Here is a 22942-nt window from a genome sequence, read left to right on the forward strand (position 1 = left end):
CGGCACGGCACGGCCGGCAAGCCCGCGCGATTCGTCCGTCAGGCCGGCACGCCAGCCATGCGCGGCGCGCCTACAACGCCACAGGCCAGGGCCTGCTGGGGTCGCCGCTGGGCACGGCGGCAAGCAGGCGGCGCGTGTACTCGTGCTGCGGCCGCTCGAACACCTCGTTCACCGCCCCTTGCTCGACAGCCTGCCCTTTGTACATCACGACAACGCGCTGGCAAAGGTATCTGACCACCGCCAGGTCGTGTGAAATCAACACCACCGCAATCCCATAGCGGCCGGCAAGCTCTTTGAGCAAATTCAGTATCTGCGCCTGCACCGACATATCCAGGCCCGACACGATTTCGTCGGCCACCAGCAGCTTGGGCGCCAGGAATACGCCCCGGCCAATATTGACGCGCTGCTTCTGCCCGCCCGACATTTCGGACGGATAGCGGCCAAGCATGCTGACGGGCAAGCGCACGTCGTCCATCAGCTTGCGGACTTTGGCATCCAGCTGCGCGGCTGCCTGCTGGCGGGCCGGCCTGGGCAAGGCCTCGATGCCTTGCGTCAGCAAGCGAAATACTGACCGGCGCGGATTCAGCGCGGAATGCGGGTCCTGAAAAATAATCTGCACAGTGCGGCGCAGTTGCTCCAATTCCTTGCCGTGGGCTCCGATCACCGAAATGCCGTCAACGTCGATGCTGCCTTCACTTTGGTCCTGCATGCCGACGATGGCGCGGGCAATCGAGCTTTTTCCGCTGCCGCTTTCGCCCACGATACCGACGCATTCGCCGCGATGAACGTCGAACGAGACATTGTCCAAAGCCTTGTTTGCATTGCCACGCCAAGAGAAAAGCCGGCCGCTGGAGTGATAGGTCAACGACAGGCCGCGCACGCTGAGCAAAGGTTTTTCATGGTCGCCGGCCGCGGCGTCCGGCAGCGGCGATTGCTCAAGGCTACGGCTTGCTTCACCAGGTTTGATACAACGCACGGCACGCCCGGGCTCGTCCTCCTGCAATGGTATGCGGCCCGCGCCGCAACGAGGTTCGCTTATTCCGCAGCGGGCCTGGAAGCGGCAGCCAGCCAGCGGCGCAAGGTCGGCCAGGCCTGGCATGAAGCCCTCTAGCGTCGGCAGGCGCCGCAATTGCCCCGCCAGCCGCGGCGTAGAACTGTTGAGCGAATGCGTATAAGGGTGCAGCGGGCGCGCCAGCATCGCAGCTGCCGCGCCGCTTTCGGCCACTTCGCCGGCATACAGCACGACAAGCTCGTCGCATACGTGCGAAGCCATGACCAGGTCGTGCGTGATCAGGATGATGGACGTGCCATGTACTTTCTGCTGGCGCGCCAGTATACGCATGACATTGGACTGCGTAATGACGTCCAGGGCTGTGGTGGGCTCATCCGCCACAATGACCGCCGGCTTGGCGGCAAAAGCCATGGCAATCAGAACCCTTTGGCATTGGCCACCCGACAACTGATGCGGATAACGCTGGACGATGTCTTCAGGTTGGGGCAATTCCATTTCCGCCAGCCGCCGCAGCATCTCGGCCTGCCGCTGCGACGCCGGCATGCCGATGATTTCAAGCTGCTCGAGAAAAGACTGCGCAATCGTCATCAACGGATTCAAGGCCGTCAAAGGCTCCTGCGGAATAAAGACTATTTTTCGGCCCAGCAGCGCGGCATGCTCGGCCGGCGACATGGCGGTCAATTCGGCATCGCCCAGGAATATACGCCCTTGCGTAATCCGGAAGCCGTCGGGGACGAGCCCGGCAATAAGGCGGCCCACCATGCTTTTGCCGGCGCCCGACTCGCCCACCAGGCCCAATATCCTGCCTTGCGGCACAGTAAAGCTGATATCGCGCAATAGGTCGACCTGGCCCGTGGGCCGCTGTGCCGACAAAGAAACATTTTCGAATCGAATCATCGTGGATCCTGTTAATTCTAGTCTTTGGCCCGATCCCGCAGCGCCGGGTCAAGCGACTCGCGCAAGCCGTCGCCCAAGGTGTTGCAGCCAAGAACCATCAGGAAAATACAAAATACCGGGGTCAGCATGCCCCAGGGCGCCTCGTGCAGGTAGTTTCTGGAATCGGCGATCATCACGCCCCAGGCAACCGTATCGGCCGGTACCGACAAACCAACAAAGCTGAGGATGGCCTCGACAATGACCGCCACGCCCATTTCCAGCGTAAACAACGTGATGATGAGAGGCGCAACCGCCGGCAGGATTTCGCTGAGCATGGTCTTCAAGTGGCCGAAACCCAGCAGCCTTGCGGCAACCACATATTGGCGGCGCCTGACCACAATGACGTCCGAGCGCACGACCCGGCAGAATCGCGTCCAGTCGACCAAAACAATAGCCAGGATGACGTTGAACACCCCGGTGCCCAGTCCCACCATCAGCACCAGCGCGAGCACCACCGGCGGAAACGACATCCAAAGGTCGACGACATAGCCGATGATGCGGTCCACCCAGCCGCCGAAGTAGCCGGCCAGCATGGCCATGAGTACGCCGACCAGCATCGCCCCCGTGGCGGCCGACACGGCGACAATAATGGCGACCCGAGTTCCGTATATGGCGCGCGACAAAATGCACTGACCCAGCCCGTCGGTCCCTAGAGGAAAGCTGGCGTTGCCGCCGCTGGCCCACATGGGCGGCAACAGCATGTTCAGAAGATCTTGCTCGTTGGGGTTATGCGGCGCAAGCCACGGCGCGGCGCATGCTGCAAAAAGGGCAAGCAGGACAATGAACAAGCCCACCCATGTCTTGAACGATATCGTGCCAATACGCTGCCAGGCGCTGCGCCTGGCCCCAACGTTGCGGGGGACGACGGATTCCGCTTGCATCAGTGTTCTCTTAGCAAAGGATTGAGTACGACATACAGGGCATCCACCACTGCATTAATGAGTACCATCAATACCCCAAAGACGATCGCCACCCCTTGTATCAAGGGCAGGTCATTGCTTTTTACAGCGCCAACCATCAGACTGCCGATTCCGGGGAACGAAAAAATAATTTCAATAAGCAGCGCCGAGCCGAACAAAAAGCCGAACTGCACGCCTATCATGGTGATAGTCGGCAAGAGTGCGTTTTTCTGTATATAGCGCAACAAAATCCGTCGCCGGGGCACACCCCGCAACCTCGCCACCAAGACAAAAGGCTCTTTCGAGGCTTCAATCAGGGAAGAGCGCAAAACCCGCACCACCAACGGACAAAATCCCAAAGCCAAGGCGCAGGCCGGCAGCACCATATGCGTCAAGGCATCGCGAAATGCCGCTGTGTCATGCAGCAGCAGGGTGTCGACCAACATGAAGCCGGTTATCACCGGCAGATGAAGGCTTGGACTGACTTGCCCGCTAAAGGGCAAAACGGGAAAAAACACGCCAAACAGTGCGATGAACAGCAAGCCCCACAGAAAAGCGGGAATGGACTGCATGACCACAACAATGGTGTCGGGCACAAACCCCAGGCGCTTTCCATACTGGGAAAAGGCGAATAGCGCCAATGGAAAACTGATTATCAAAGCCAGAAGCAAGCCAACGACCACGAGCTCCAAGGTAACCGGCAAAGCTCTGAGTATGAGCCCGACAACAGGTTGCTGAAACAAGTATGAGCGGCCCAGGTCCCCGCCCAAAGCCTTTTCAAGCCAAATATAAAACTGGGTGTAAAGAGGCTGGTCCAGGCCCAACGCCGCGCGTAAGGCATCGGCTTCCGCCCGCGTTGCCGAGGGTGGAAGCATCATTGCCAATGGGTCCGAGGGTATTGCCCTCAGGACCACAAAGACCACCAGCGACAACAACAGCACGATCGGTATTCCTGCAAGCAGGCGTTGCAGCAATATCGTCAAAGGCATTCGAAGCATATCGAAGTCTCAGTCGGTTAACACGGCCCCAAGAGGCCCCCACAGACTACTTCTGCCAAGAATACAGCCTAGGGGAAACATAGCCATTCCCCTGCAACTCTACATTAAGCGTGGAGTCGTGGGCAATAGTGGCAACCCCTTGCAACAAGGGAATGACCCAGGATTTTTCAGACGCCTCTTTCAACAGAGCCTGATAACCGGCAATCCGTTTTTTCTCATCGGTTTCACTGAACAGCGCATCGATACGTCCTCCTATGCTCTCGTCGCGCCACATCGAAAAACGCAGGCGCGGATCCAGAATGCGGCCTGCGCCGTTGTCGGGGTCGCCGGTGGCATTGGCCCAGTTGTACAGCTGAAGGCCCGTGATTTTCTGGTTGTGGCTTAGCTCCATGACCTTGGCGGCCGTCGTTTCCTCGACGGTTGCGTCAATGCCAACCTTCTTCCACATGGAGGCCAGCACGCGCGCCATGTCGTAGTCGTTCGGAAACGCGCCGTTGGTGGTCAGCAAACGGATCTTGACCGGGTTCTTGACGCTGTATCCTTCTTTGGCCAGCAAGGCAATGGCCTCTTTTGTATCGTAGGGGAATGCATAGTCGTCGATATAGGCGGGCGTGCCCTTGGTGGCCACAATGGACAATACCGGTGCCTTGCCCGCATACAAGGCCTTGGACAAGGCTTGCTTGTCGATGGACAGATGCAAGGCCTTGCGGACGTTGTCGTTATCGAAGGGCTTCACATAGCTGGGCACCTTGATCATGTACATGGCAGAAATCGGGTAGATCTCGCTGGTAATGCCCGGAGTTTTGCTGAGGCGCTCGGTTTCGCGAATGGGAATATCAGTTGCCAGGCTGGCACGCTTGGACTCGACCAGCGCAACACGGGACGAAGCTTCGGGCGTGAACAGGAACACCACGTTCTTGACCGCGGGCTTCTTGCCCCAATAACCGTCGTAGGCTTCCAGCACCAGGCGCGAACCGCGCTGATACTGAACAATGCGGTAAGGGCCGGCGCCAATTGGTTTTTCCAGGAAGCCGTCCATGCCCACCTTCTTTATATAGGCTTTGGGCAGAATGAATGCGGCAAGAAAACCAAGGAAGATCGGCGCGGTGGGCGTTGGCTTTTTATAGACCAGCACCGCCTGCGTCGGCGAACTGATTTCGACATCTGTCAATGTCGGAAACATGCCGCGGATGGCCAGCTTGGGGTTTTCGGCGGGATGCTCCAGCAAACTCCACTTCACATCTTCCATGGTCATTTTGCTGCCATCATGGAAAGTAATGCCATCGTGCAGCGTAATCGCCAGGCGCTGCTTTTTGTCGTCCAGCCACTTCCACTCGGTTATCTGCATCGGCCCAAGCTTCAAATCCTTGGTATAGCGCAGGGGCGAATCGAAAACCGTGGCATAAATGGACTGCGCGATCGGCAAGGTCAGCGCCGTTGGGTCCCAGGACGGCACATCGCTGGGATACGAAATGACCAGCGTGTCTTTGCCCTCGGCGCCTTGGGCAAGCAGATCGCGCATGGGCCACATCGAAGCCGCCAAAGCTGCAGCGGCCCCGCTGACCATGAACGACCTGCGATCAATTTTAATTTTTTCCTGCATACCACCCTCCGCAACTCAGTTAGGTTTCCTTCATGCGACGGCCTCGCCGCGATCGGGAAACTGCTTAGGAAGAACGTATACCCGCCTGCTCCAGCAAAGGCAGCACCCGCTCGCAAAAAAAAGGCAGCTCTTTCGAATAATTCACAAACGTCAACGCGCAGCCCTCGAACCCGGCCTTGTGCATGCTTACCAACTCTGCGGCAATCTGCTCCGGAGTGCCCACCAAGGGATAGGTGCCCGTACCCGCGGCAAAGCGCTGGCGATATAAACGATACGCGCTTTCATCATGGCTGCGGCTAAAGGCCTGCTTTTGGCGCATCATGTAGTCGACAGCGCCAGTATCTTCCTGGTCAACCGAATAGTGGCGGTAATAGTCCCGGGCCTCTTGCTCTGTTTCGCGGCAAACCACATGGGCCACGGTATAGACGCCTATATCGCGCCCCGCGGTTGCGGCGCGCTGCTCTATGTCGGCAATCTGCGCCTTGCCGGCCTCGATGTCGGTAAACGTCGTGAACAGGAAGTCGCAGTGGCGCGCCGCAAAATCGCGCCCCGGGGGGCCGAAGGCCGCGTTCATGGTTACCGGCCTGGGCCGCTGCACAGACGTCGGACTGGTCACCGCATTTTTAAGCTGGTAGTACTGGCCTTCGAAATTGATCGGTGCATCCGAGTTGTACAGCCTGAACAGCAAGTCGGCCCACTCCGCCGCCTGGTCGTACGGGCGCTCGACCAGCTTGCCGCCAAACATGGCGAATTCGTCGGGATTCCAGCCGCAGACGATGTTCAGGCCGGCGCGGCCATGGCTGATATGGTCGACAGTAGCCAGGGCCTTGGCTGCATACAGCGGATGGACCAAAGGCACATGCACGGTCATGAACAGGGCAATCCGCTCGGTGGCGGCCGCCAGTCCCGCCGCAAACGTAAACGTCTCGAATGAGTGTTCGCGCGCCTTGGTCTCGCCTCCGAAGCCCTTCCAGCGTGCAATCGGAAGAATGAAATCGAAGCCGGCGCGGTCGGCAATCTGCGCAGCCTCCAGGACGTCATCCCAGGCCGCTGTCCAGCGCTCGGGCACTTTGGACAGCGCCGAACCGCCATCGGCGTTGGTTGAAAAGGTTCCCAGTTTGAAGGTGCCCGGCTTCAACATTGGATTTATAGAACTCATGGCTGCATCCCTTCTTGATATGCTGCATTCAATCTCTTGACCGCTAACCAAAACCGCGTTTTTGAAACATGCGGCCGACTAGCCGCTGAACACCAGATCTGTACGCATGGGATTATGTGTACTGCTTAGCCCGATCTGGGGCAGTGCAAGATAATCGGCGCGCATTTCGGCACGCAGGGGCGACTGCAACGCCGCAAGCAAACCATCGGGACTATCGAAAACAACTTTGTTGCGTTGAATGGCATTGGCGCGCGGCACAGCCAGTTCGCTCAGCCAGTCAACTTGCGTATAGACTTGAACCTCGCGTATGCCAGGCATGCGCGCCATCAATGGGACATGGCTTTTCATGTACTCGGACAACCACAAGTCGTGGGCCTGCCCCGCCCCGTAATAGGCAACCAAATACGTACATGCTGTAGTGGGCGCACCCTGCACAGAGTTGCCGGCCTGGCCTTCGACCGCGAAAGACCGGGCCACCATGGCCTGCTGGCTCTTGGCCTTCGGCGCGAGCACGGCGCCAAGGCTGTCTATCACGGCGGCAAGTTCGCCATGCGGCAGGCTGGCAGCTTCCAGGCTGGACAGATCGTTAAAAAAGAACTGGAGCACGTATTCGCAGCCGCCTTCAGGCTGATTGCTGAAAAAGGGATCTTCAACCCGGCACGGCTGGTGCAGCAGAACCTTGCTTAGGCCCTGAATGCGCGGCAGCCATCGACTCCATTGTTCCGCAGGAGCTACAAATGTTTCGAGCCGAGTGTTCAACGAATACGTTATGAACAACGAAATCACGTCTCCTCCTTTTCAGCCTTGTGCATATAAATCCAACACAAAACAAGTCTATTTATTGAATTCAGTTTAGGTTTCAAGCACTGGCTAGTCAATCAGAATATGAGGCAATCCACACGAATATTTGCTGATCGCCCCTCTCAATAACGATCCGGCAAAACCTTGCCCCGATTCAGAATATCGTGGGGATCCAATGCCAGCTTTATCGCGCGCATGGCGTCAAGATCGGACGCGCTGCGCGTAAGGCCCAACACATTCCGTTTCTTCAAGCCTATCCCGTGCTCGGCCGACACCGAACCGTTGTACTCATTGACCAGGCCGTACACCAGGGCCTCTACCTGTTCAACCGTTTCAGCCGCGGCGCCGGGAACATCGACAATCAGATGCAGATTCCCATCGCCCAGGTGGCCATAGACCAGCACTGTGCAGCCGGGCCAGCGCGCGCCGAGCCCGGCGGCACAATCTTGCGCGGCCTGGCCTATGTCCCGAATTGAAAAACTCACATCGAATGCAATCAGCTTGGGCATCAGGACCGGAAATTCGGCCGGGGCATCGCGTACGCTCCAGAAATCCAGCGCGTCGCGCTGCGTCGTGGCGACGGCGGCGTCTTCTATGACGCCTGTCTCCAGGCACTCTTGCAGAAGGCGTTCGAAATCGGCCTGTTGCCTTTCGGGTTCTGTCCCCATGCTTTCCAGAAGCACGTAATAATTATGTTGGGCGGGCAGCGGCGGCTTAAGGCCGGATATATTGGCCAGGACATAGTTGTAATAGCCCGGCCACATGACTTCAAACGCCGACACCCCCGAGGCAAGCCTTTGCTGGGCCGTGCACAGCAGCGCAGTCACCGAGTCATAATCCGCCAGGCCGCAACAAGCCGTTGCCACGGCGGCCGGCTGCGGACGCAAACGCAACACGGCGCGTGTAATGATCCCAAGCGTTCCCTCGCTGCCGATAAGCAGATTCTTCAGGTCAAAGCCCGTATTGTTCTTCACCATTTTGCGCAGGCCGCCGATAATGCGGCCATCGGCCAATACCGCTTCAAGGTCAAGTACTTGTTCGCGCACCATGCCGTACTTGATAACCCGATTGCCGCCAGCGTTGCTGCCCAGATTTCCACCGATCGTGCAGGAACCTCGCGCCCCCAGGTCCAGCGGAAACATCATGCCGATTGCAGCGGCCCGCTCTTGCACCGTTTGCAAGATTGCCCCCGCTTGCACTGTCATCGTTCCTGAGACTTCATCGATCTCTTCAATAACATTCATCCGCTCCAGGCTTAGCGCAATATCGTGCTCTTGTGTACATGCCGCGCCAGCCAGGCCGCTGAGTCCGCCCTGCACAACCACCGGCTGGCGATATTCATGGCAAATCGCCAGCGCCTGCGACACCTGCTGCGTCGTGCGAGGACACAGCACAGCCAAGGGTTGGGCCGCCGGCACGCCGCTCCAGTCCGCGTTGCGGCGATAGGCAATCCGCTCGCCAAACTGCACGACGTCTTCGCCGAGGGCATCCAACAAAGCTTCCAGTACGGTGTTGCAGGCCATGAAACTCCTTGAATAGAAGCTGAGCGCGAATTGCTTTATTTAGCGTGAATGCCGTGGGTCGCCTGCTTGAAGCCCGTTGCCGCCACGTCGAAGTCGCTGGCGCTGACAGCGATACGGTAGCCTTTGGCGAAGGATTCGCGCGCGGCCTGGGCCGAGCCGGTATAAAGTCCGCAAGGGATGTCTTGGGCCCGAGCGGCCCGCAAGACCCGCAGGCAGTCCTGCTCGAGCACCGACGGATCCCCCGGCCCGCGCGATAACGCGAGGTCGCCGGTGCCGATAAAAATGTAGTCAAGGCCCGGGACCGCGGCAATGGCCTCGGCGTTTTCGACGCCTGTCACGGTTTCAATCATTATGCCCACGGCTACCTCGCCGCCTTTTTGCAGCATGTCGTCCACGCCGCCCAACAAAGGCCGCACACCGCCGGCTGAGCGGGTCCCGGCCGGCGGATAGCGGCTGGACATTACGGCAAGCTCCGCCTCGCGCGCTGTCTCGACCATTGGCACGAGTACGGAGGACGCACCGCAGTCCAGGGACAGCGAAATTTGGTAGGGCGTGTTTTCGGCGCAGCGCGCGATGACCGGGACGCGGCCGCCGGCAATTCCCACAGCGGCTTCCAGGCTGCCGCGTTCCCACAGCCCATGCTGTAAATCAAGCACTATGGCGGCAGGGCCCGCGTGCGCCGCCACCTCGGCCAGCGCGGCGCTGCCCATCGACAGCCAGATAAAATCTATCGGCGCACCGCTGGCCAATACCGGCTTGAAAGAAGTAAAGGTCATGCGGCTTCCGTTGCAAAGAAATGGGGCGATTTGCGGCCGTCTTCAAGGACGGGACTGTTGCTGTGGGCGGAGGTCAAGACTCGGCCTGGCGCTCGAGCAGGCCGCGGATAAGATACATTTCGGCCTCGTGCACGGTAGACATCTGCTGCCAGGCCGCATCGTCCTGGGTTGCCAGGCGCCAGGTCAACAGCGAGATCACGCATTTGTCGTCGCCATGCTGCAAGAGGCCGCCCGGGATAACGCGCGACATATTGCGAAACTGCATGCGGTCGGGCGCGCGCCCAACGTCGTAGTCCACCTGCAAGCGCTCGCGGTCCACATGCAGGCGCACAAAAGTTTCGCGCCCGTCGAATACGGATGTCCCGACGAACAGGCCGGGCTCTGCTTCGCGGCGCTGCCAACTGCCCCAGGCCCACTGCCCTTGCTTCACACCGTCGGCCATCAGCTCGAAAGCCTGGATTGCCGGAACCTGCACCAGAATACTGCTGGAATGACAATGCGGATCGATCATTTGCCCCTACCTTGCCCAGTGGAAAGCCCGCCCGCGCAGCGGCGGCCGACCTTGCCCGTAGCGCCTTCTGTGATTATATTTATACGCTTGCGCAAAAACTGAATTCAGAATAATGTTATTGACGTTTATCCGGCATGTCAATCGGCAAAACGGCTCGCTAAAAAACCCATAAACAGGTGAAATACCGTTATTGCCTTTGTTGACCGTGCTTGCCGCCCCGCATGGCCGATACTTACCCAACCAGACCATCATCATGACTACAGAAACCCGGAATTTCGAACTGCGCCTGAAGCAACGCCCCGGCAGCGATGTCTCGCCAGACGATTTCACTTTGGGCGACAGCCCGATTGAAGCGCCGCAAGCGGGACAAGTCCTTGTCAAGGTGGAATGGCTGTCCATGGACACCTATCTGTACGAACGCACCATAGGCGATGCCATGGGGCCGGCTATTCCCCTTGGAAGCCGCATGCCGGGCCGTGCCTTGGGGACGGTGGTATCCGGCGGCCTGCCCGCCGGTACGCTGGTCTCCGGAGACTTCGGCTGGCAAAAATATGCAACAGTGGACGCTTCCGCCGCCACTGCGCTGGAGCGCAACGCGGCCCCGGACACCTGGTATTTATCCGCCCTGGGCGCACCGGGCCTGACGGCGTGGCTGGCCTTGCACAAAGTGCTCAAGCCCGCCGCAGGAAAAACGCTGCTGGTGTCGGGCGCGGCCGGAACGGTGGGATCGCTGGTGGGACAACTGGCTCGCGAACTCGGTTTGAATGTCATCGGCATCGCCGGCGGCGCCGAGCGATGCAAGTGGCTTATGCAGCATGGCTACCAGGCAGTCATCGACCGCAAGACCGTCACGGACTGGAAGCAGGCCATGCTGGCGGCCGCCCCCAACGGCATCGACTTCTATTACGACAACGCGGGCGGAAGAATCCTTGAAGCGGCGGTGCAGGCCATCGCACCGGGCGGGCGCATTGTCCTATGCGGGCACAGCGGCGAATACACCAGCCCCACCGCAAAACTCACCGCCACCGACTTGCTGTACAAAGGCCTTACCCTGCATGGTTTCCGGGTTTGGGACTTTACCGCGCAATTCAAAGAAGCCCGCGCGGCGCTGCTGGACCTCATCATCCAGAAAAAGCTGCACATGGAAGAAACCATTCATCACGGGCTCGCCAGCGCTCCTGCGGCAATGGACGCCATGCTTAACGGCAACGGTTTAGGCAAGCACCTGGTAAAAGTGCACGAAGATTAAAATGGCAGGCCTGCATGCCTCTGTGCTAGAGTTGAATCGAAGCCTGCGCAAACAACCGTACCGCGTCCAGCGCGCAAGGCAGCCGGCAATGCCCGCTTGCGCCGCGCGCGGACGCCTGAAGATGTCCTTACTATGAACGCCTCTGTCCAAGCTCGCGACGAAAGTCCGCCCGCCCCTACTTTGCATCCCTCGTTGCGCATCGGCATTGCGGGGGCCGGGGCCATTGGCTGTACGCTGGCGGCAACATTGGCGCACGCGGGGCAGGCGGTGCATTTGCTGGCCCGCGGCGCAAACCTGCAAGCCATCCAGCGCAACGGCATCCAGCTTACCCGTGCCCAAGATATCATCCAGGCTTCTGTAGCCGCGTCGGCCAGCGCACACGAGCTGGGCGTGCAAGACGTTCTATTCCTGTGCACCAAAGCCCAGGACCTTGCCGGGCTACTGCCTGCGCTGGCCCCCATGATCGGGCCGCAAACCTGCGTCGTGCCCTTGGTCAACGGCGTACCGTGGTGGTATTTTCAGGGCATACCCGACCATTTTTCCGGCCGCGCCATCGAAGCCGTAGACCCTGGCGGAGCATTGCTGAGCGCTCTTCCCTCCGAACAAATCCTGGGCGCCGTGGTATTTATCACGGCCGAACGCCTTGGACCCGGTGCGGTCGAATCGCGCAACCCCATGCTACTGGTTCTGGGCGAGCTCGACCATACCGAGACCCCCAGATTGCAGCGCATTGCCGCTGCGCTGACGGCGGCCGGGCTCCCCACCCGCAGCAGTCCCCGCATTCGCGATCCGCTTTGGACCAAAATAATTGCCAACCTGGCGTCCAACCCGCTTTCGGTCATTAGCGGCGCGACGCTGCAAGCGCTGTTCAGCGACCCGCGCCTGCTGCCTGTCGTGCGCAAAATACTGGTCGAAGCCATGGCCCTGTCCGCAGCCTACGGGGCCCGCCTGGAGTTCGACCCTGAAACCTTTATTGCGCAGGCCGCCGCCATGGGCCCGACACGCACTTCCATGCTGCAAGACTCGCTGCAAGGCCACCCCCTTGAACTGGCCGCCATCGGCGACTCGCTACTCGAGCTGGCCCGCCTGCGGCAAATCCCCATGCCAATAACCCAGGACATCATCGCCCTGACTCACTTTCGCGACGAGGCAACACGCGCCGCCAATGCCCTTAACGGAGACAAAAAATGAATGCTTTGACCACACCGCAAGTCCAGATGAAACAACCCGTCGTGCGTCCCGCACACTGCAGCGAAGAAGAATGGCAGTTGCGCTGCGACCTGGCCGAGTGCTACCACCTGATCGACTACATGGGCTGGAGCGAAACCATTTTCAACCATATCTCGGCGCGCCTGCCCGGCCCCGTCCATCAATACCTGGTCAATCCTTTCGGCCTGAACTACATTGAAATCACGCCGGCCAATTTGCTGAAGGTCGACCTGAACGGGCAAAAGGTAGAGCCCTCGCCCTACGACGCCAACCCCGCAAGCTTTGCGCTGCATGGCGCCTTGCACGAAGCGCGCGATGACATCCGCTGCATCATCCACACCCATACAACGCCTATTTCGGCGGTAGTGCAAAAGCGCAAGGGCTTCGACAACAACAACTTCTACGGCGCTCAGCTGTATGGCCGCGTGGGCTATCACACCTTCGAAGGCATTACGCTGTACGACGACGAAAAGCCGCGCATGGTCGCCAGCCTGGGCCAAAAGCACATTCTGGTCTTGCGCAACCACGGCATTGCGGTGGCCGAAGGCAGTATTGCCAAAGCCATATTCCTGCTATGGACCACGCAGCGGGCCGCCGAAGTCCAGTGCGCCGCGGCCGCCCTGCCCGGCGAAGACAACCCCTTGCCCGAAGCCGTGCAGCAAAAATGTACCGAGCAAACCGAAATGCTGATCCGCGAAAGCGATTTCGCCAATCAGTTTTTCAATGGCATGGTACGCAGGATGCACGCCGCGCGCGGCCCTAGCTGGTAATTGCCTCGGGCTGGCTTTCGTCTGCGCCCAGCCCCAGATATGCGCGCCGCAAATGCGGCTGCGCCAGCAGTTCGTCCGGAGTGCCGGTAGCAACTATCCGGCCTTCCTCCAGGACGGCGGCATTCTGGGCCACCTGCAAAGCCATCGTGACATTTTGCTCGACCAGCAAAACCGTCATGCCTTCGGCGTGAATGTCGCTGATCACCTTGAACATATCCAGCACGATGCTGGGCGCCAATCCTAACGAAGGCTCGTCCAGCAACATAAGCCTGGGCAGGGCCATCAAGGCCCGGCCTATGGCCACCATTTGCTGCTGGCCGCCCGAAAGCGAACCGGCGGGATGGTCGAGCTTGGGCACCAGCGCCGGGAACAAGGCGCAAACCCGTTCAAGCGATGCGGCGCGCGCAATGCGGGCCCTGGCTGTATAACTGCCCAGTTCCAGGTTTTCACGCACGCTCATGCTAGTGAACAGGCGGCGCCCCTCGGGCACCAGCGCAATGCCATGATCGCAAAAGCGATGCGGCGCCAGCTTGGTCAAGTCCTTGCCGTCAAACAGGAGCTTGCCGCCGCTGACGCGATTCAGGCCGGCAATAGCATTGATAAGCGTGGTCTTGCCCGCGCTGTTGGGGCCCACCACGCACAGCAGCTCGCCGCTGTTTACCGTTAACGAAACATCCCACAATGCCGTGGCTGCGCCGTAAGCAACGCGAAGAGACTGGACTTCAAGCATGAGCGCGGATTCCAATGGGCGGGACAGAGGGCGCGGCATGCGCGGCGGCGGGCTTGCCCAGATACGTGGCAACGACGTCGGGCCGGGCCATGACTTCGGCGGGCAGCCCTTCGGCCAGCACCGTGCCCTGGTTGAAGACAACAATACGGTCGCACAGCGCCATGACGGCGCGCATGACGTGCTCAACGAACAATATGGTCGTGCCTTGGGCGCGTATGCGCTGGATCAGCGCCACCGCTTCGTCGATTTCAGAAGGCGTCAGGCCCGACAGGACTTCGTCCAGCATCAACAACTGGGGATGGGCCGCCAGGGCCCGCGCAAACTCCAGGAACTTGCGCTGATGCAGGTTAAGGTCTTCGGGCAGCGCAAAAGCGCGGTCGGCCAGGCCGGTGAACTCAAGCCAATGCCAGGCGTCGTGCTCGGCCCGGCGGCGCTCTTGCTGGCGGGCGCCGAACATGGCCGGCAAAGCCACGTTTTCAAGCACCGTCAAGTGCGCAAAGGGCCGGGGAATCTGATAGGTACGGGAAATGCCGCTGCCCGCAATACGATGCGCGCCTATGCCGGAAATCCGGCGACCCTCGAATGTCATGGTACCGGCCGTCAAGGGAAAGTGGCCGCTGGCAACGTTGATGAATGTGGACTTGCCAGAGCCATTCGGCCCCAGCAAACCCAGGATTTCGCCGCGCCGCACGTCCAGGTCGACATCGTTCAAGGCCTTTACCCCCTGAAACGATTTGCAGATACCGCGCGCAGACAACAGAATTTCGCTGTCCGCGCCAGGCGCCGGCCGGCCGCCCGCCGGCTCAGGCAATACGCCGCCGTTGGAATCTGCCGCCAGGGTGTCTTTGGGCCGTGCCCGGGCGGCATCCGGCTTGCGCACGAACTTCTTCAGGATTCCGCCCAAGATGCCGTCGGGCATGAACAGAATTACGCAAATAAGTATGACGCCCATGGCAACCTTGCCCAGCACGGCGCTGTCGCCGGCGGTAAAGCTGTACAACAGAATGGTAATTACCGTGGCGCCGACGGTCGGCCCGGCCCAGTGGCGGGTGCCGCCCAGCACGCTCATCAAGATCACGGTCAAAGGCAACAGCACAGTAAAGATATCGCCGGTTGTCACATACGACACGAACAGGGCGTGGATGCCCCCAACAACCCCCGCCAGCGCGCATGACAATGCAAAGGCGACAACTTTATAGCGGAAGGTCGGCACGCCCAGGACTTCTGCCACATCCTCGTCGTCGTGAATGGCAAACAGACCGGTGCCAAAGCGCGCGTAATAAATAAGCAATGCAATGACTACCGTCAACAACGCGGCGGCCAAAGCCAGGTAGTAAAACGTCGTCGATGCCGAGGGGCCGATTTCCGGCACAGGCACCGCGCTAAGATAGACGCCGGGCCCGCCGTCGATAGGCGTATTAAGCACGATAGTGGCCACCACGAAGGTGGCGGCCAGGGTAAGCAGCGCAAAGAGTTCGCCGCGTACGGCCTTGACGCGAAAAGACACCACGCCCAGCACTGCGCCGAACAAAGCCGCCATGGCGGCCGCCGCCGGCAATGTCCACAAGAAAGGAATATCGAACCCACTGCTCAAGACCGCAGTGGTGTACATGCCTATGCCGAAGAACGCGCCATGCCCGAACGAAAAATAGCCCGAATAGCCGGAAAGCAAATTCCAGGACGTCGACAGCGCGATCCAATGAAAAATCAAATACAGGACAGACAGGTAAAAGGCGGGCAGGCCCACATAAGGGACAAGAACCAGCCCCATCGCCGCGATAGCCACCAACAACAGGGATTTCTTCATGCCTGGATTCTCTCGGGTCGAACGAGCAACACGATAATGAGTAAAGAGAACGAAACCAGCGGCGCCCACGAAGGCGACACAACCGCCATGGTTACCGCTTCGCTGATGCCGATGATGCAGCCCGCAATAATGGGCCCCATGGGCCGGCCAAGGCCGCCAAGCATGACGCAGGCAAAGACCACGCCTATCCAGCTGTAGATCTGGGATGGCGCCAGCGTGTAGCCCAGGGCAATGCAAACGCCGGCAATGCCGGCCAGCGAGGCATTGAGCCCCGAAAGCAATAACCCCAAAGCCTGCTGGTTGATGCCGAACGCGGCCGCAATAGGCCCGTCTTCAGCTGCCGCACGAATGGCTTTGCCGATATCGGAGCGGCGCAATACCTGCCAGATAATGAGCGAAATGCTAAGGCTCAAACCCAGTGTAATGAGTTCCGGTAGCGGTAGATACACTGTGCCGATCTGCAATTTATGCTCGGCATAGGTGGATTCCAGGCGCCGGTAATCCGCCGTCCAGATCCATTGCAGCATGGCCTCGATAATAATGGTCAAACCAAAAGTGACCAGCAAGGAATTGAACGGCGTCATCCGAAAACGCGTTATGACCCAATGTACGGCCATGCCCACGACAAAAAAGACCGGGATGATCATAAGCAGCGTCAACAAAGGGTCGATGCCGCCATAGGTGGAAAACTGATAGGTAAGGTATGCGCCAAGAAAGGCCAGTGCAAAGTGCGCCAGATTGATCTGGCGCAGCATACCCCAAGACAAACTTAAACCAAGCCCTAGCAAACCATACAACGCACCTGTAAAAATCCCTGCCAGAATAGATTGAATCAGTAATGTAGAGCTTGGAAAGTTCATGTAATCGTCACGCTTAGAAGGTTCGTAGCTTGGCACCCGGAGCAGCCCAATTGGCGGGCCATACCGTTAACCATTTCCCTTCTTGTACCTGCTTGATCTTGCTCAGGTCGTTGCCAAAGTTGCCCGGCCCGTCGAAACGCAACTGGCCTTGAATGGTGTCGACCGTGTGGGTCTTGAGCCAGTCGGACAGTACTTTGTCGTCGAGCGACTTGGTGGCTGTAACCGCCGCCTCGATGATTTGCCATGCCGAGAACGACGCGGCCGCCTGTGTATCGACCGCCGTGTCCGGCATATTGGCCTGCTTGGCGCGCGCGGCATACTCTTTGACGAATTGGGCGGCAATAGGGTTATCGGTAAACGGCGCGTGCGATTCGAAAATGGTTACCGACATGGCGTTATTCGCCTCGGGCGACTTCAACATCGGGCCGGACGCGGGGTACAGGTAGAAATGATTGCGCGGGGCGTAATCGATTTTCTTCATGGCATCGAGCAACTGGTTGCCTTCCAGGCCCAGCCCGCCAACCCAGATGAGATCAGGGTTGGCCTCTTTGATGCGGCCGGCAATAGGGCCGAAGTCGCGGTTGCCGAAGTCCCACTCCAAGAACAGTACCTCTTTGATACCGCGCTTTTTAAAGACATCGCGCGCGCCGATGGAAACGAAATGCACCGACGGAAACTTGCTGGTGACGACCGCCACGGTTTTAGGCATGTGGGGCGTTGCCGCCATGGCGTCCAGCAGCAGGTTGGGGGTTGAAGTCTCGGGGGTAGGGCCGAACGACCATGCGGGAAACTGGCGCTCGTATTTGGCCAGCTTCGGAATACCAAAGGTATGGTGCACAAGCATCTTCTCGTGCCGCTGGGCCACGCCCATGGCGGAAAGAATATTGCCTGTTGCGTAAGGGCCGATAAGAAGATCGACTTTATCGGAGGTGATCAGCTGTTCGTACAAGGTACGTGCAATGTCGGGCTTGGACTGGTCGTCTTTCAGGTCCCACTCGACCGGCCGGCCCAACAAGCCGCCGCGCTTATTCAAGTCTTCAATATAGATTTCACCGGTCAACTTGTGAACCAGCCCCGTAGCCGCCAAGGGTCCTGTAAGCGCCAGCGTGCCGCCGATGCGGATGGGCTGGCCCTTGGACTGGGCCAGCGCGGTTCCCTGCACCAACATACCTGCACCGGCCGCACCCATTGCAGCAACGAATGCTCGTCGATCTATAGCCATGAAACTTCTCCTGAGTTTTTTAAAACTTGAGTCGAAAATCGGGCGACAAAATACGCGAATGCGCATGTCGCTTTATTCAGGGCGCAGAGCGTCCAGGTAAAAACGGGTGCTACGGAAAGGCCAATTCAAGGCCGGCGTTGCGCCGGCCAGCAAGTTGTCCCCAAGGCGTCCGCCTAGTGCCGGCCGATGGCCACAACAAGGCAAGACTATGTACTATTGTTAAAAAAACATATATTTGTAATGAAGTATATATAGAACGTCCTAAAAAAAAATCAGGGTTTCCATGCATACTAGACGCCTCCCAGGAGCCACATGAGCCGACCTATCGCACTATTTATTCTGGGCCACGCGGGCACGGGCAAGTCGTTCTTGACGGACTATTTTGTTAAACAACAACGGCTTGAACGCCAGTGCTGGTGTGTCATGGACAAGGACGCCGTGGCCGAGAACTGGACCGGCCCTTTGCTGCACGCGCTGGGGCAAAACCCCAACGACAGGGATAGCCCGTTCTTCAAGGAACATGTGCGCGACCTGCAATACCTGAGCACGCTGCGCATTGCCAGGGATCAGCTCGACATTGGCCTTAATGTGGTTCTGCCAGGCCCCTGGAACCGGGAACTGGCCTCGTCGGCCTTGTTTTCAACCGGCAAACTGGGGTTTCCGGCCGCCGCGCGCCTGTGCCATGTCTGGCTGGAGCTGCCTCAGGCCGTGCGCAAAGAGCGCATTATCAAGCGGGGCGATATACGCGACCAATGGAAGCTGGACCACTGGGATGCCTACTTCGGCGCCCTGAAGCGCCCGCCCGCCGTCGAGGGCGGCCGCGTGCCAACCCTGGACGCCAGCCTGCCTATTGCGGAACAGGCGCGAATGCTGGAAGAGCTTGTGAAGAACTCAAGCTAAAAGACCGAAGCCTTGAAGCGCGGTCAAAACCGTTCCGTATCGACCTCGCTTTCGCTTTGTTCGGTATAGCGGTTGCCAACCACGGTCCGTTGATTGATCAGGGCGTCCAAGCGCGCCAGAACGTCGTCATCGAGCAATACGCCGGCGGCGCCCAAGTCGTCTTTCAGGTGGGCTTCGCTGGTTGTGCCGGGAATGGGAATAATATCGTCGCCCTGATGCAGCAGCCAGGCCAGGGCCAGTTGCGCGGGGGTGCAGCCTACTTCTTGGGCAATGTCGTTGTAGGCCGGCATCAACTTCAGGTTGGCGGCATAGTTTTCAGGAGAAAAGCGCGGCATGGCCCGGCGAATGTCCTGGGCATGCAAGCTGCCCAGGTCGCTGAACCCGCACAAGAAGCCGCGCGCGACGGGGCTGAAGGCGACAAAAGCAACGCCCAATTCGCGGCAGGCATCCAGCACGGCAATTTCCGGGTTGCGCGTCCATAGCGAATATTCGGTCTGCAAAGCAGCAATCGGATGGACGGCGTGCGCGCGGCGCAAAGTAGCTGCGGAAACTTCCGACAAGCCAATGCTGCGGATCTTGCCTTCGCGCACCAGGTCGCTCAAGGCGCCGACGCTGTCTTCGATCGGCACCTGCTTGTCCCAGCGATGCAAATAATATAAGTCGATGACATCGGTTTGAAGCCGCCGCAAACTGTCTTCGCAAGTAGCTTTAATGGTTGCCGGCCGCCCGTCGATAACCCGCACTTGCTTGCCGTTGCCTGCCACGTCCACACCTTGCATGCCGCATTTGCTCGCCAGCGTGAACCGGCTGCGCTGCGACGCCAGAGCCTTTCCGACCAAGGTTTCGCTTGCGCCAAACCCGTAAAGCGCGGCCGTATCGAACAAGGTCACGCCCGAGTCCAAGGCCGTGCGCAATACCCGCAGCGCCTGCTCTTCGGACACCGGCGCGCCATAGGCGTGACAAAAATTCATACAGCCCAGCCCAATGGCCGAAACAGAAAAGGAACCCAGTTGCCGCTGTTGCATCGCCATAGTCTTTGCGCCTTATATCTATTGGTTCGTAATTCGCGGCCTCATTATAAAAGCCGCAGCCATCGAAGGGACAACCGCGTTATGTCATGCATGAATCATCTCGAACGTTGCCTTGGCAAGGTCGCTGCGCGGGTCGTGCAGTTCGCAGAGCAGATCGAAATGATTGCATTGCGGCGTGTCGACGCGCCGCACCGCAAGTCCCTGGGCGCGGCACGCCGCTTCATAAGCCGAGGTCTGGTTCTTGAAACCGTCGGTCTCCAGGCCGCCTACCGCCAGCACCACAGGCGTATCGGCCGGTGGCAGCTGAAACAGCGGACTGAGCCGCCGCGCCTGCTCGGGATGCAGTTGCAGCCACTCGTTGACGTTGATGCCGCACAAGGGCTGAAGGTCGTACAGGCCGCTAAGGCTCAGCATGCCTTTGATTACATTGTCCGGCAAACTGAACCTTTCCTGCCAACCGGACGCGGCCAGCATGGCCGCCAGGTGGCCGCCGGCGGAGCTGCCGCCCACATAGATACGGCCTGGGTCGACGCCGTACAGGCCCGCATTGCGGTATAGCCAGGCCAGTGCACTGCGCATTTCGCGTACGGTTTCCCCCAAAGTAGCCTCGGGCAAGAGGGTGTATTCAAGAGTGCAAACAGCAATGCCGGCATCGGTGAACGCCTTGGCCATTATTGGCGCGTCTTCCTTGGTTTGCGCGCGCCAGTAGCCGCCATGTATAAAAACAAACAAGGGCGCCGGCTGCCGCTCCAATGTCACGGGGAACAGGTCCAGTCGATTTGCCACGCCCTGCCCGTAGCGCAAATCGCAAATCCCCGGGCACTGGCTTTTTACCTCTATGGCAAGCCGGGCGTACTCGGCCACGCAGGCGTCGAAATCGGGCACCGAAGCGCGGGCGTTGTATTGCGTTGCGCGCTCTTCCACGCTGGAAAAATTCAGATCAAAATTGTCTTCAGCCATTTGCTATCCGTTTACTTGTGTTCAAACCCCATTGCAACATGCAGTCCACGCCTTATGCTGCTGCGCTAACATAATGTTCGCACATTCGGCCGCCTTTAAAGGAATCAGCATGTCCACTATCGTTGTCGTCGGAAATCCCAAACCCGCATCGAAGACGGCTCACGCAGCCACGCTGTTGGCCTCGGCGCTTACCGGGCGTGAGCCCGATGCCGTGATCGACGTCATCACCCTGGGAGCCGGTTTGTTGGCCTGGGAAGACCCCGATGTGGCCAAGGCGGTCCGGCTGGCAGCCAGCGCAGAGCTTGTCATTGTGGCAAGCCCGACCTACAAGGCCACCTACACCGGCCTGCTCAAGCTGTTTCTGGACCAGTTCGCCACTGCCGAGGGCCTGCGCGGCACGGTGGCCGTGCCCCTGATGCTTGGGGGCGGCCCCGCCCATGCGCTGGCTCCCGAAGTGTTCTTGAAGCCGCTGCTGGTCGAACTGGGCGCCACCTGCCCAGCCCCCGGCCTTTTTTTGTCGGACAAAACATTCGAGGACGGTGTGCAGATCCGGAAATATGCCGATGACTGGGGCCCGGTCCTGCTGAATGCGGCGGCCGGGTGGCGGGACCAGGCACATAAAGCATAAGCGCCCGGGCGCTATGGAATGCAACGGTCAGATGGCCGCGCCCAAGCGCGGCCATTTTGATATACGTGTTTACTCTTGTTGCCGTTTTTATAAAAAATAATAACCTTTCGAGAATCATAAGGATCACACAATACAGGCATCCGGGAAAACACGAAGTCCCGTTGCCCGCAAGGAGAACACATGCTTCGAAAAACAGTATTAAGCGCCGCGGCCATGGCGTTGATCGGCTTCAATGCCGGCGCCGGCGCGCAAGAACCCCTGAAAATAGGCTTCATCACGACCTTGTCCACCCCTGCCGGCTATATCGGTGAAGACGCACGCGACGCCTTCAACCTAGCCATCAAGCAGGGCGGCGGCAAATTGGGCGGCGTACCTATTCAACTCATCGTCGAAGACGACGGCCTCAAGCCCGGCTCGGGCAAGCAGTCGGCCGACAAAATGCTGCAGGACGGCGTAAAGCTGTTCAGCGGAATCAACTTTTCCAACGTGCTGACGGCGGTGGCCCCCACCGTGTTGCAGCATGGGGCGTTTTACGTCAGCACGAACCCGGGGCCTTCGCCCTTTGCCGGCGCCAAGTGCAACAAGAATTATTTTGTGGCCTCGTTCGAGAACACCGCCATGCATGCGGCCGCTGGTGTGGCAGTCGACCAATTGGGCTATAAGCGCGTAGCGCTGGTGGCGCCCAATTACCAGGCAGGCCGCGAAGCCCTGGAAGGATTCAAACGTACTTATAAAGGCACCGTCGCCGCAGAGCTCTACACCAAGCTGGATCAATCCGACTTCTCGGTCGAACTGGCCAGGCTGCGCGAACTGGCACCCGATGCCATCTACGAATTCGAACCCGGCGGCGCAGGAATCAATTTCGCCAAGCAGTACGCCAACTCGGGCCTAAGCAAGACCATACCCGTCGTTCTGCCGGTATTTTCCATGGACCTGCGGATGATAAAAGCTACAGGCTCCGCCGCCGAAGGCCTGTACACCGTGGCCTTGTGGTCGCCCGAACTGGACAACCCGCAAAACCATGCCTTCGTCAAAGCCTTCAAAGAAGCTTACGGACGGGTGCCTACCCATTATGCGGCCCTGGCCTATGACACGGCCAACTTGATCGCGTCCGGCCTGCATGCCGTCAACGGAGACATCTCCCGCGCCGACGATTTCCGCGCGGCATTGTATAAGGCAGACTTCAAATCGGTGCGGGGCAATTTCAAGTTCAACACCAATCATCATCCTATCCAGGACTACTACCTGATGCAGATCAAGCGCAACGCCCAAGGAGAACTCACCCCCATGGTCGTGCGAAAAGTACTTAGCGAGGCCAAAGACACCTTTGCCGCCGAATGCCCGCTCAAGCCCTGATC

General features: G+C 59.2%; 21 protein-coding genes. 6 read left to right on the top strand and 15 right to left on the bottom strand.

The features are described from left to right. Positions 1-70: 70 nt before the first annotated feature. The 9 genes from DFR37_RS04635 to DFR37_RS04675 all read right to left on the bottom strand — a co-directional run bounded on the left by DFR37_RS04635 (position 71) and on the right by DFR37_RS04675 (position 10218). A complete protein-coding gene (locus tag DFR37_RS04635; RefSeq protein WP_113932070.1) occupies positions 71-1909 on the bottom strand; it encodes a dipeptide ABC transporter ATP-binding protein in 1839 nt (612 codons plus the stop codon). Positions 1910-1926: 17 nt separating this feature from the next. Further along, positions 1927-2829, bottom strand: a complete 903-nt coding sequence (locus tag DFR37_RS04640; protein WP_113932071.1) for an ABC transporter permease — start codon at positions 2827-2829, stop codon at positions 1927-1929. Further along, positions 2829-3845: an ABC transporter permease gene (locus tag DFR37_RS04645; protein WP_242341709.1), complete on the bottom strand. Its 1017-nt coding sequence runs from the start codon at positions 3843-3845 to the stop codon at positions 2829-2831. Before DFR37_RS04645 ends, DFR37_RS04640 begins: the two co-directional genes overlap by 1 nt. Before the next feature lie 46 nt (positions 3846-3891). Then, complete coding sequence (locus tag DFR37_RS04650; RefSeq protein WP_113932072.1) at positions 3892-5448, bottom strand: ABC transporter substrate-binding protein; 1557 nt, start codon at positions 5446-5448, stop codon at positions 3892-3894. Between the two features lie 64 nt (positions 5449-5512). After that, complete coding sequence (locus DFR37_RS04655) at positions 5513-6607, bottom strand: LLM class flavin-dependent oxidoreductase (RefSeq protein ID WP_113932073.1); 1095 nt, start codon at positions 6605-6607, stop codon at positions 5513-5515. A 78-nt stretch (positions 6608-6685) separates the two neighbouring features. Further along, positions 6686-7393 (bottom strand): ethyl tert-butyl ether degradation protein EthD, encoded by a 708-nt coding sequence (locus tag DFR37_RS04660; RefSeq protein WP_113932074.1) that lies wholly within the window; start codon positions 7391-7393, stop codon positions 6686-6688. Between the two features lie 137 nt (positions 7394-7530). Next, the gene (locus tag DFR37_RS04665; protein WP_113932075.1) at positions 7531-8931 is read right to left on the bottom strand and encodes an FAD-binding oxidoreductase; all 1401 of its coding nucleotides are present in this window, start codon (positions 8929-8931) and stop codon (positions 7531-7533) included. 35 nt (positions 8932-8966) lie between these two features. Continuing rightward, the gene (locus tag DFR37_RS04670) at positions 8967-9707 is read right to left on the bottom strand and encodes an HpcH/HpaI aldolase family protein (protein WP_113932076.1); all 741 of its coding nucleotides are present in this window, start codon (positions 9705-9707) and stop codon (positions 8967-8969) included. 73 nt (positions 9708-9780) lie between these two features. After that, positions 9781-10218 (bottom strand): hypothetical protein, encoded by a 438-nt coding sequence (locus tag DFR37_RS04675; protein WP_113932077.1) that lies wholly within the window; start codon positions 10216-10218, stop codon positions 9781-9783. A 253-nt stretch (positions 10219-10471) separates the two neighbouring features. Between DFR37_RS04675 and DFR37_RS04680 the strand changes: the two genes are divergently transcribed. The 3 genes from DFR37_RS04680 (at position 10472) to DFR37_RS04690 (ending at position 13446) form a co-directional block, all read left to right on the top strand. Then, positions 10472-11467: an MDR family NADP-dependent oxidoreductase gene (locus tag DFR37_RS04680; protein WP_147251586.1), complete on the top strand. Its 996-nt coding sequence runs from the start codon at positions 10472-10474 to the stop codon at positions 11465-11467. 132 nt (positions 11468-11599) lie between these two features. Further along, positions 11600-12658: a ketopantoate reductase family protein gene (locus tag DFR37_RS04685; protein ID WP_113932079.1), complete on the top strand. Its 1059-nt coding sequence runs from the start codon at positions 11600-11602 to the stop codon at positions 12656-12658. Beyond that, positions 12655-13446 (top strand): class II aldolase/adducin family protein, encoded by a 792-nt coding sequence (locus tag DFR37_RS04690; RefSeq protein WP_242341710.1) that lies wholly within the window; start codon positions 12655-12657, stop codon positions 13444-13446. The genes DFR37_RS04685 and DFR37_RS04690 overlap by 4 nt, the downstream gene beginning before the upstream one ends. Here DFR37_RS04690 and DFR37_RS04695 read toward each other — a convergent pair. The 4 genes from DFR37_RS04695 to DFR37_RS04710 are packed head-to-tail and all read right to left on the bottom strand — an operon-like array spanning position 13436 to position 18065. Continuing rightward, positions 13436-14176 carry an ABC transporter ATP-binding protein gene (locus DFR37_RS04695; RefSeq protein ID WP_113932080.1) on the bottom strand — a complete coding sequence of 247 codons (741 nt, stop codon included), beginning with the start codon at positions 14174-14176 and terminating at the stop codon, positions 13436-13438. The two genes, DFR37_RS04690 and DFR37_RS04695, sit on opposite strands and share 11 nt — an antisense overlap. Beyond that, the gene (locus DFR37_RS04700; RefSeq protein ID WP_113932081.1) at positions 14169-15983 is read right to left on the bottom strand and encodes a branched-chain amino acid ABC transporter ATP-binding protein/permease; all 1815 of its coding nucleotides are present in this window, start codon (positions 15981-15983) and stop codon (positions 14169-14171) included. Before DFR37_RS04700 ends, DFR37_RS04695 begins: the two co-directional genes overlap by 8 nt. After that, complete coding sequence (locus DFR37_RS04705) at positions 15980-16843, bottom strand: branched-chain amino acid ABC transporter permease (protein WP_113932082.1); 864 nt, start codon at positions 16841-16843, stop codon at positions 15980-15982. The genes DFR37_RS04700 and DFR37_RS04705 overlap by 4 nt, the downstream gene beginning before the upstream one ends. A gap of 13 nt (positions 16844-16856) precedes the next feature. Continuing rightward, positions 16857-18065, bottom strand: a complete 1209-nt coding sequence (locus tag DFR37_RS04710) for an amino acid ABC transporter substrate-binding protein (protein WP_113932083.1) — start codon at positions 18063-18065, stop codon at positions 16857-16859. A 312-nt stretch (positions 18066-18377) separates the two neighbouring features. On the opposite strand from DFR37_RS04710, the gene DFR37_RS04715 reads away from it, so the two are divergent. After that, entirely contained in the window at positions 18378-18965 is a 588-nt protein-coding gene (locus DFR37_RS04715; protein WP_113932084.1) for a P-loop nucleotide/nucleoside kinase family protein, read from the top strand. A gap of 23 nt (positions 18966-18988) precedes the next feature. Here DFR37_RS04715 and DFR37_RS04720 read toward each other — a convergent pair whose 3' ends face one another. Then, positions 18989-19990: an aldo/keto reductase gene (locus tag DFR37_RS04720; RefSeq protein ID WP_113932414.1), complete on the bottom strand. Its 1002-nt coding sequence runs from the start codon at positions 19988-19990 to the stop codon at positions 18989-18991. A 90-nt stretch (positions 19991-20080) separates the two neighbouring features. Beyond that, positions 20081-20956: an alpha/beta hydrolase gene (locus DFR37_RS04725; protein ID WP_113932085.1), complete on the bottom strand. Its 876-nt coding sequence runs from the start codon at positions 20954-20956 to the stop codon at positions 20081-20083. Between the two features lie 109 nt (positions 20957-21065). Here DFR37_RS04725 and DFR37_RS04730 point away from each other — a divergent pair, with 109 nt between their 5' ends. Both DFR37_RS04730 and DFR37_RS04735 read left to right on the top strand, forming a co-directional pair. Then, entirely contained in the window at positions 21066-21584 is a 519-nt protein-coding gene (locus DFR37_RS04730; RefSeq protein WP_113932415.1) for an NADPH-dependent FMN reductase, read from the top strand. A gap of 180 nt (positions 21585-21764) precedes the next feature. After that, on the top strand, positions 21765-22940 hold the full coding sequence (locus tag DFR37_RS04735; RefSeq protein ID WP_113932086.1) for an ABC transporter substrate-binding protein: 1176 nt from the start codon (positions 21765-21767) through the stop codon (positions 22938-22940). The last annotated feature ends 2 nt before the right edge of the window (positions 22941-22942 follow it).

The organism is Eoetvoesiella caeni, assembly GCF_003315175.1.
In the GTDB taxonomy this organism is placed as follows: Bacteria; Pseudomonadota; Gammaproteobacteria; order Burkholderiales; family Burkholderiaceae_B; genus Eoetvoesia; species Eoetvoesia caeni.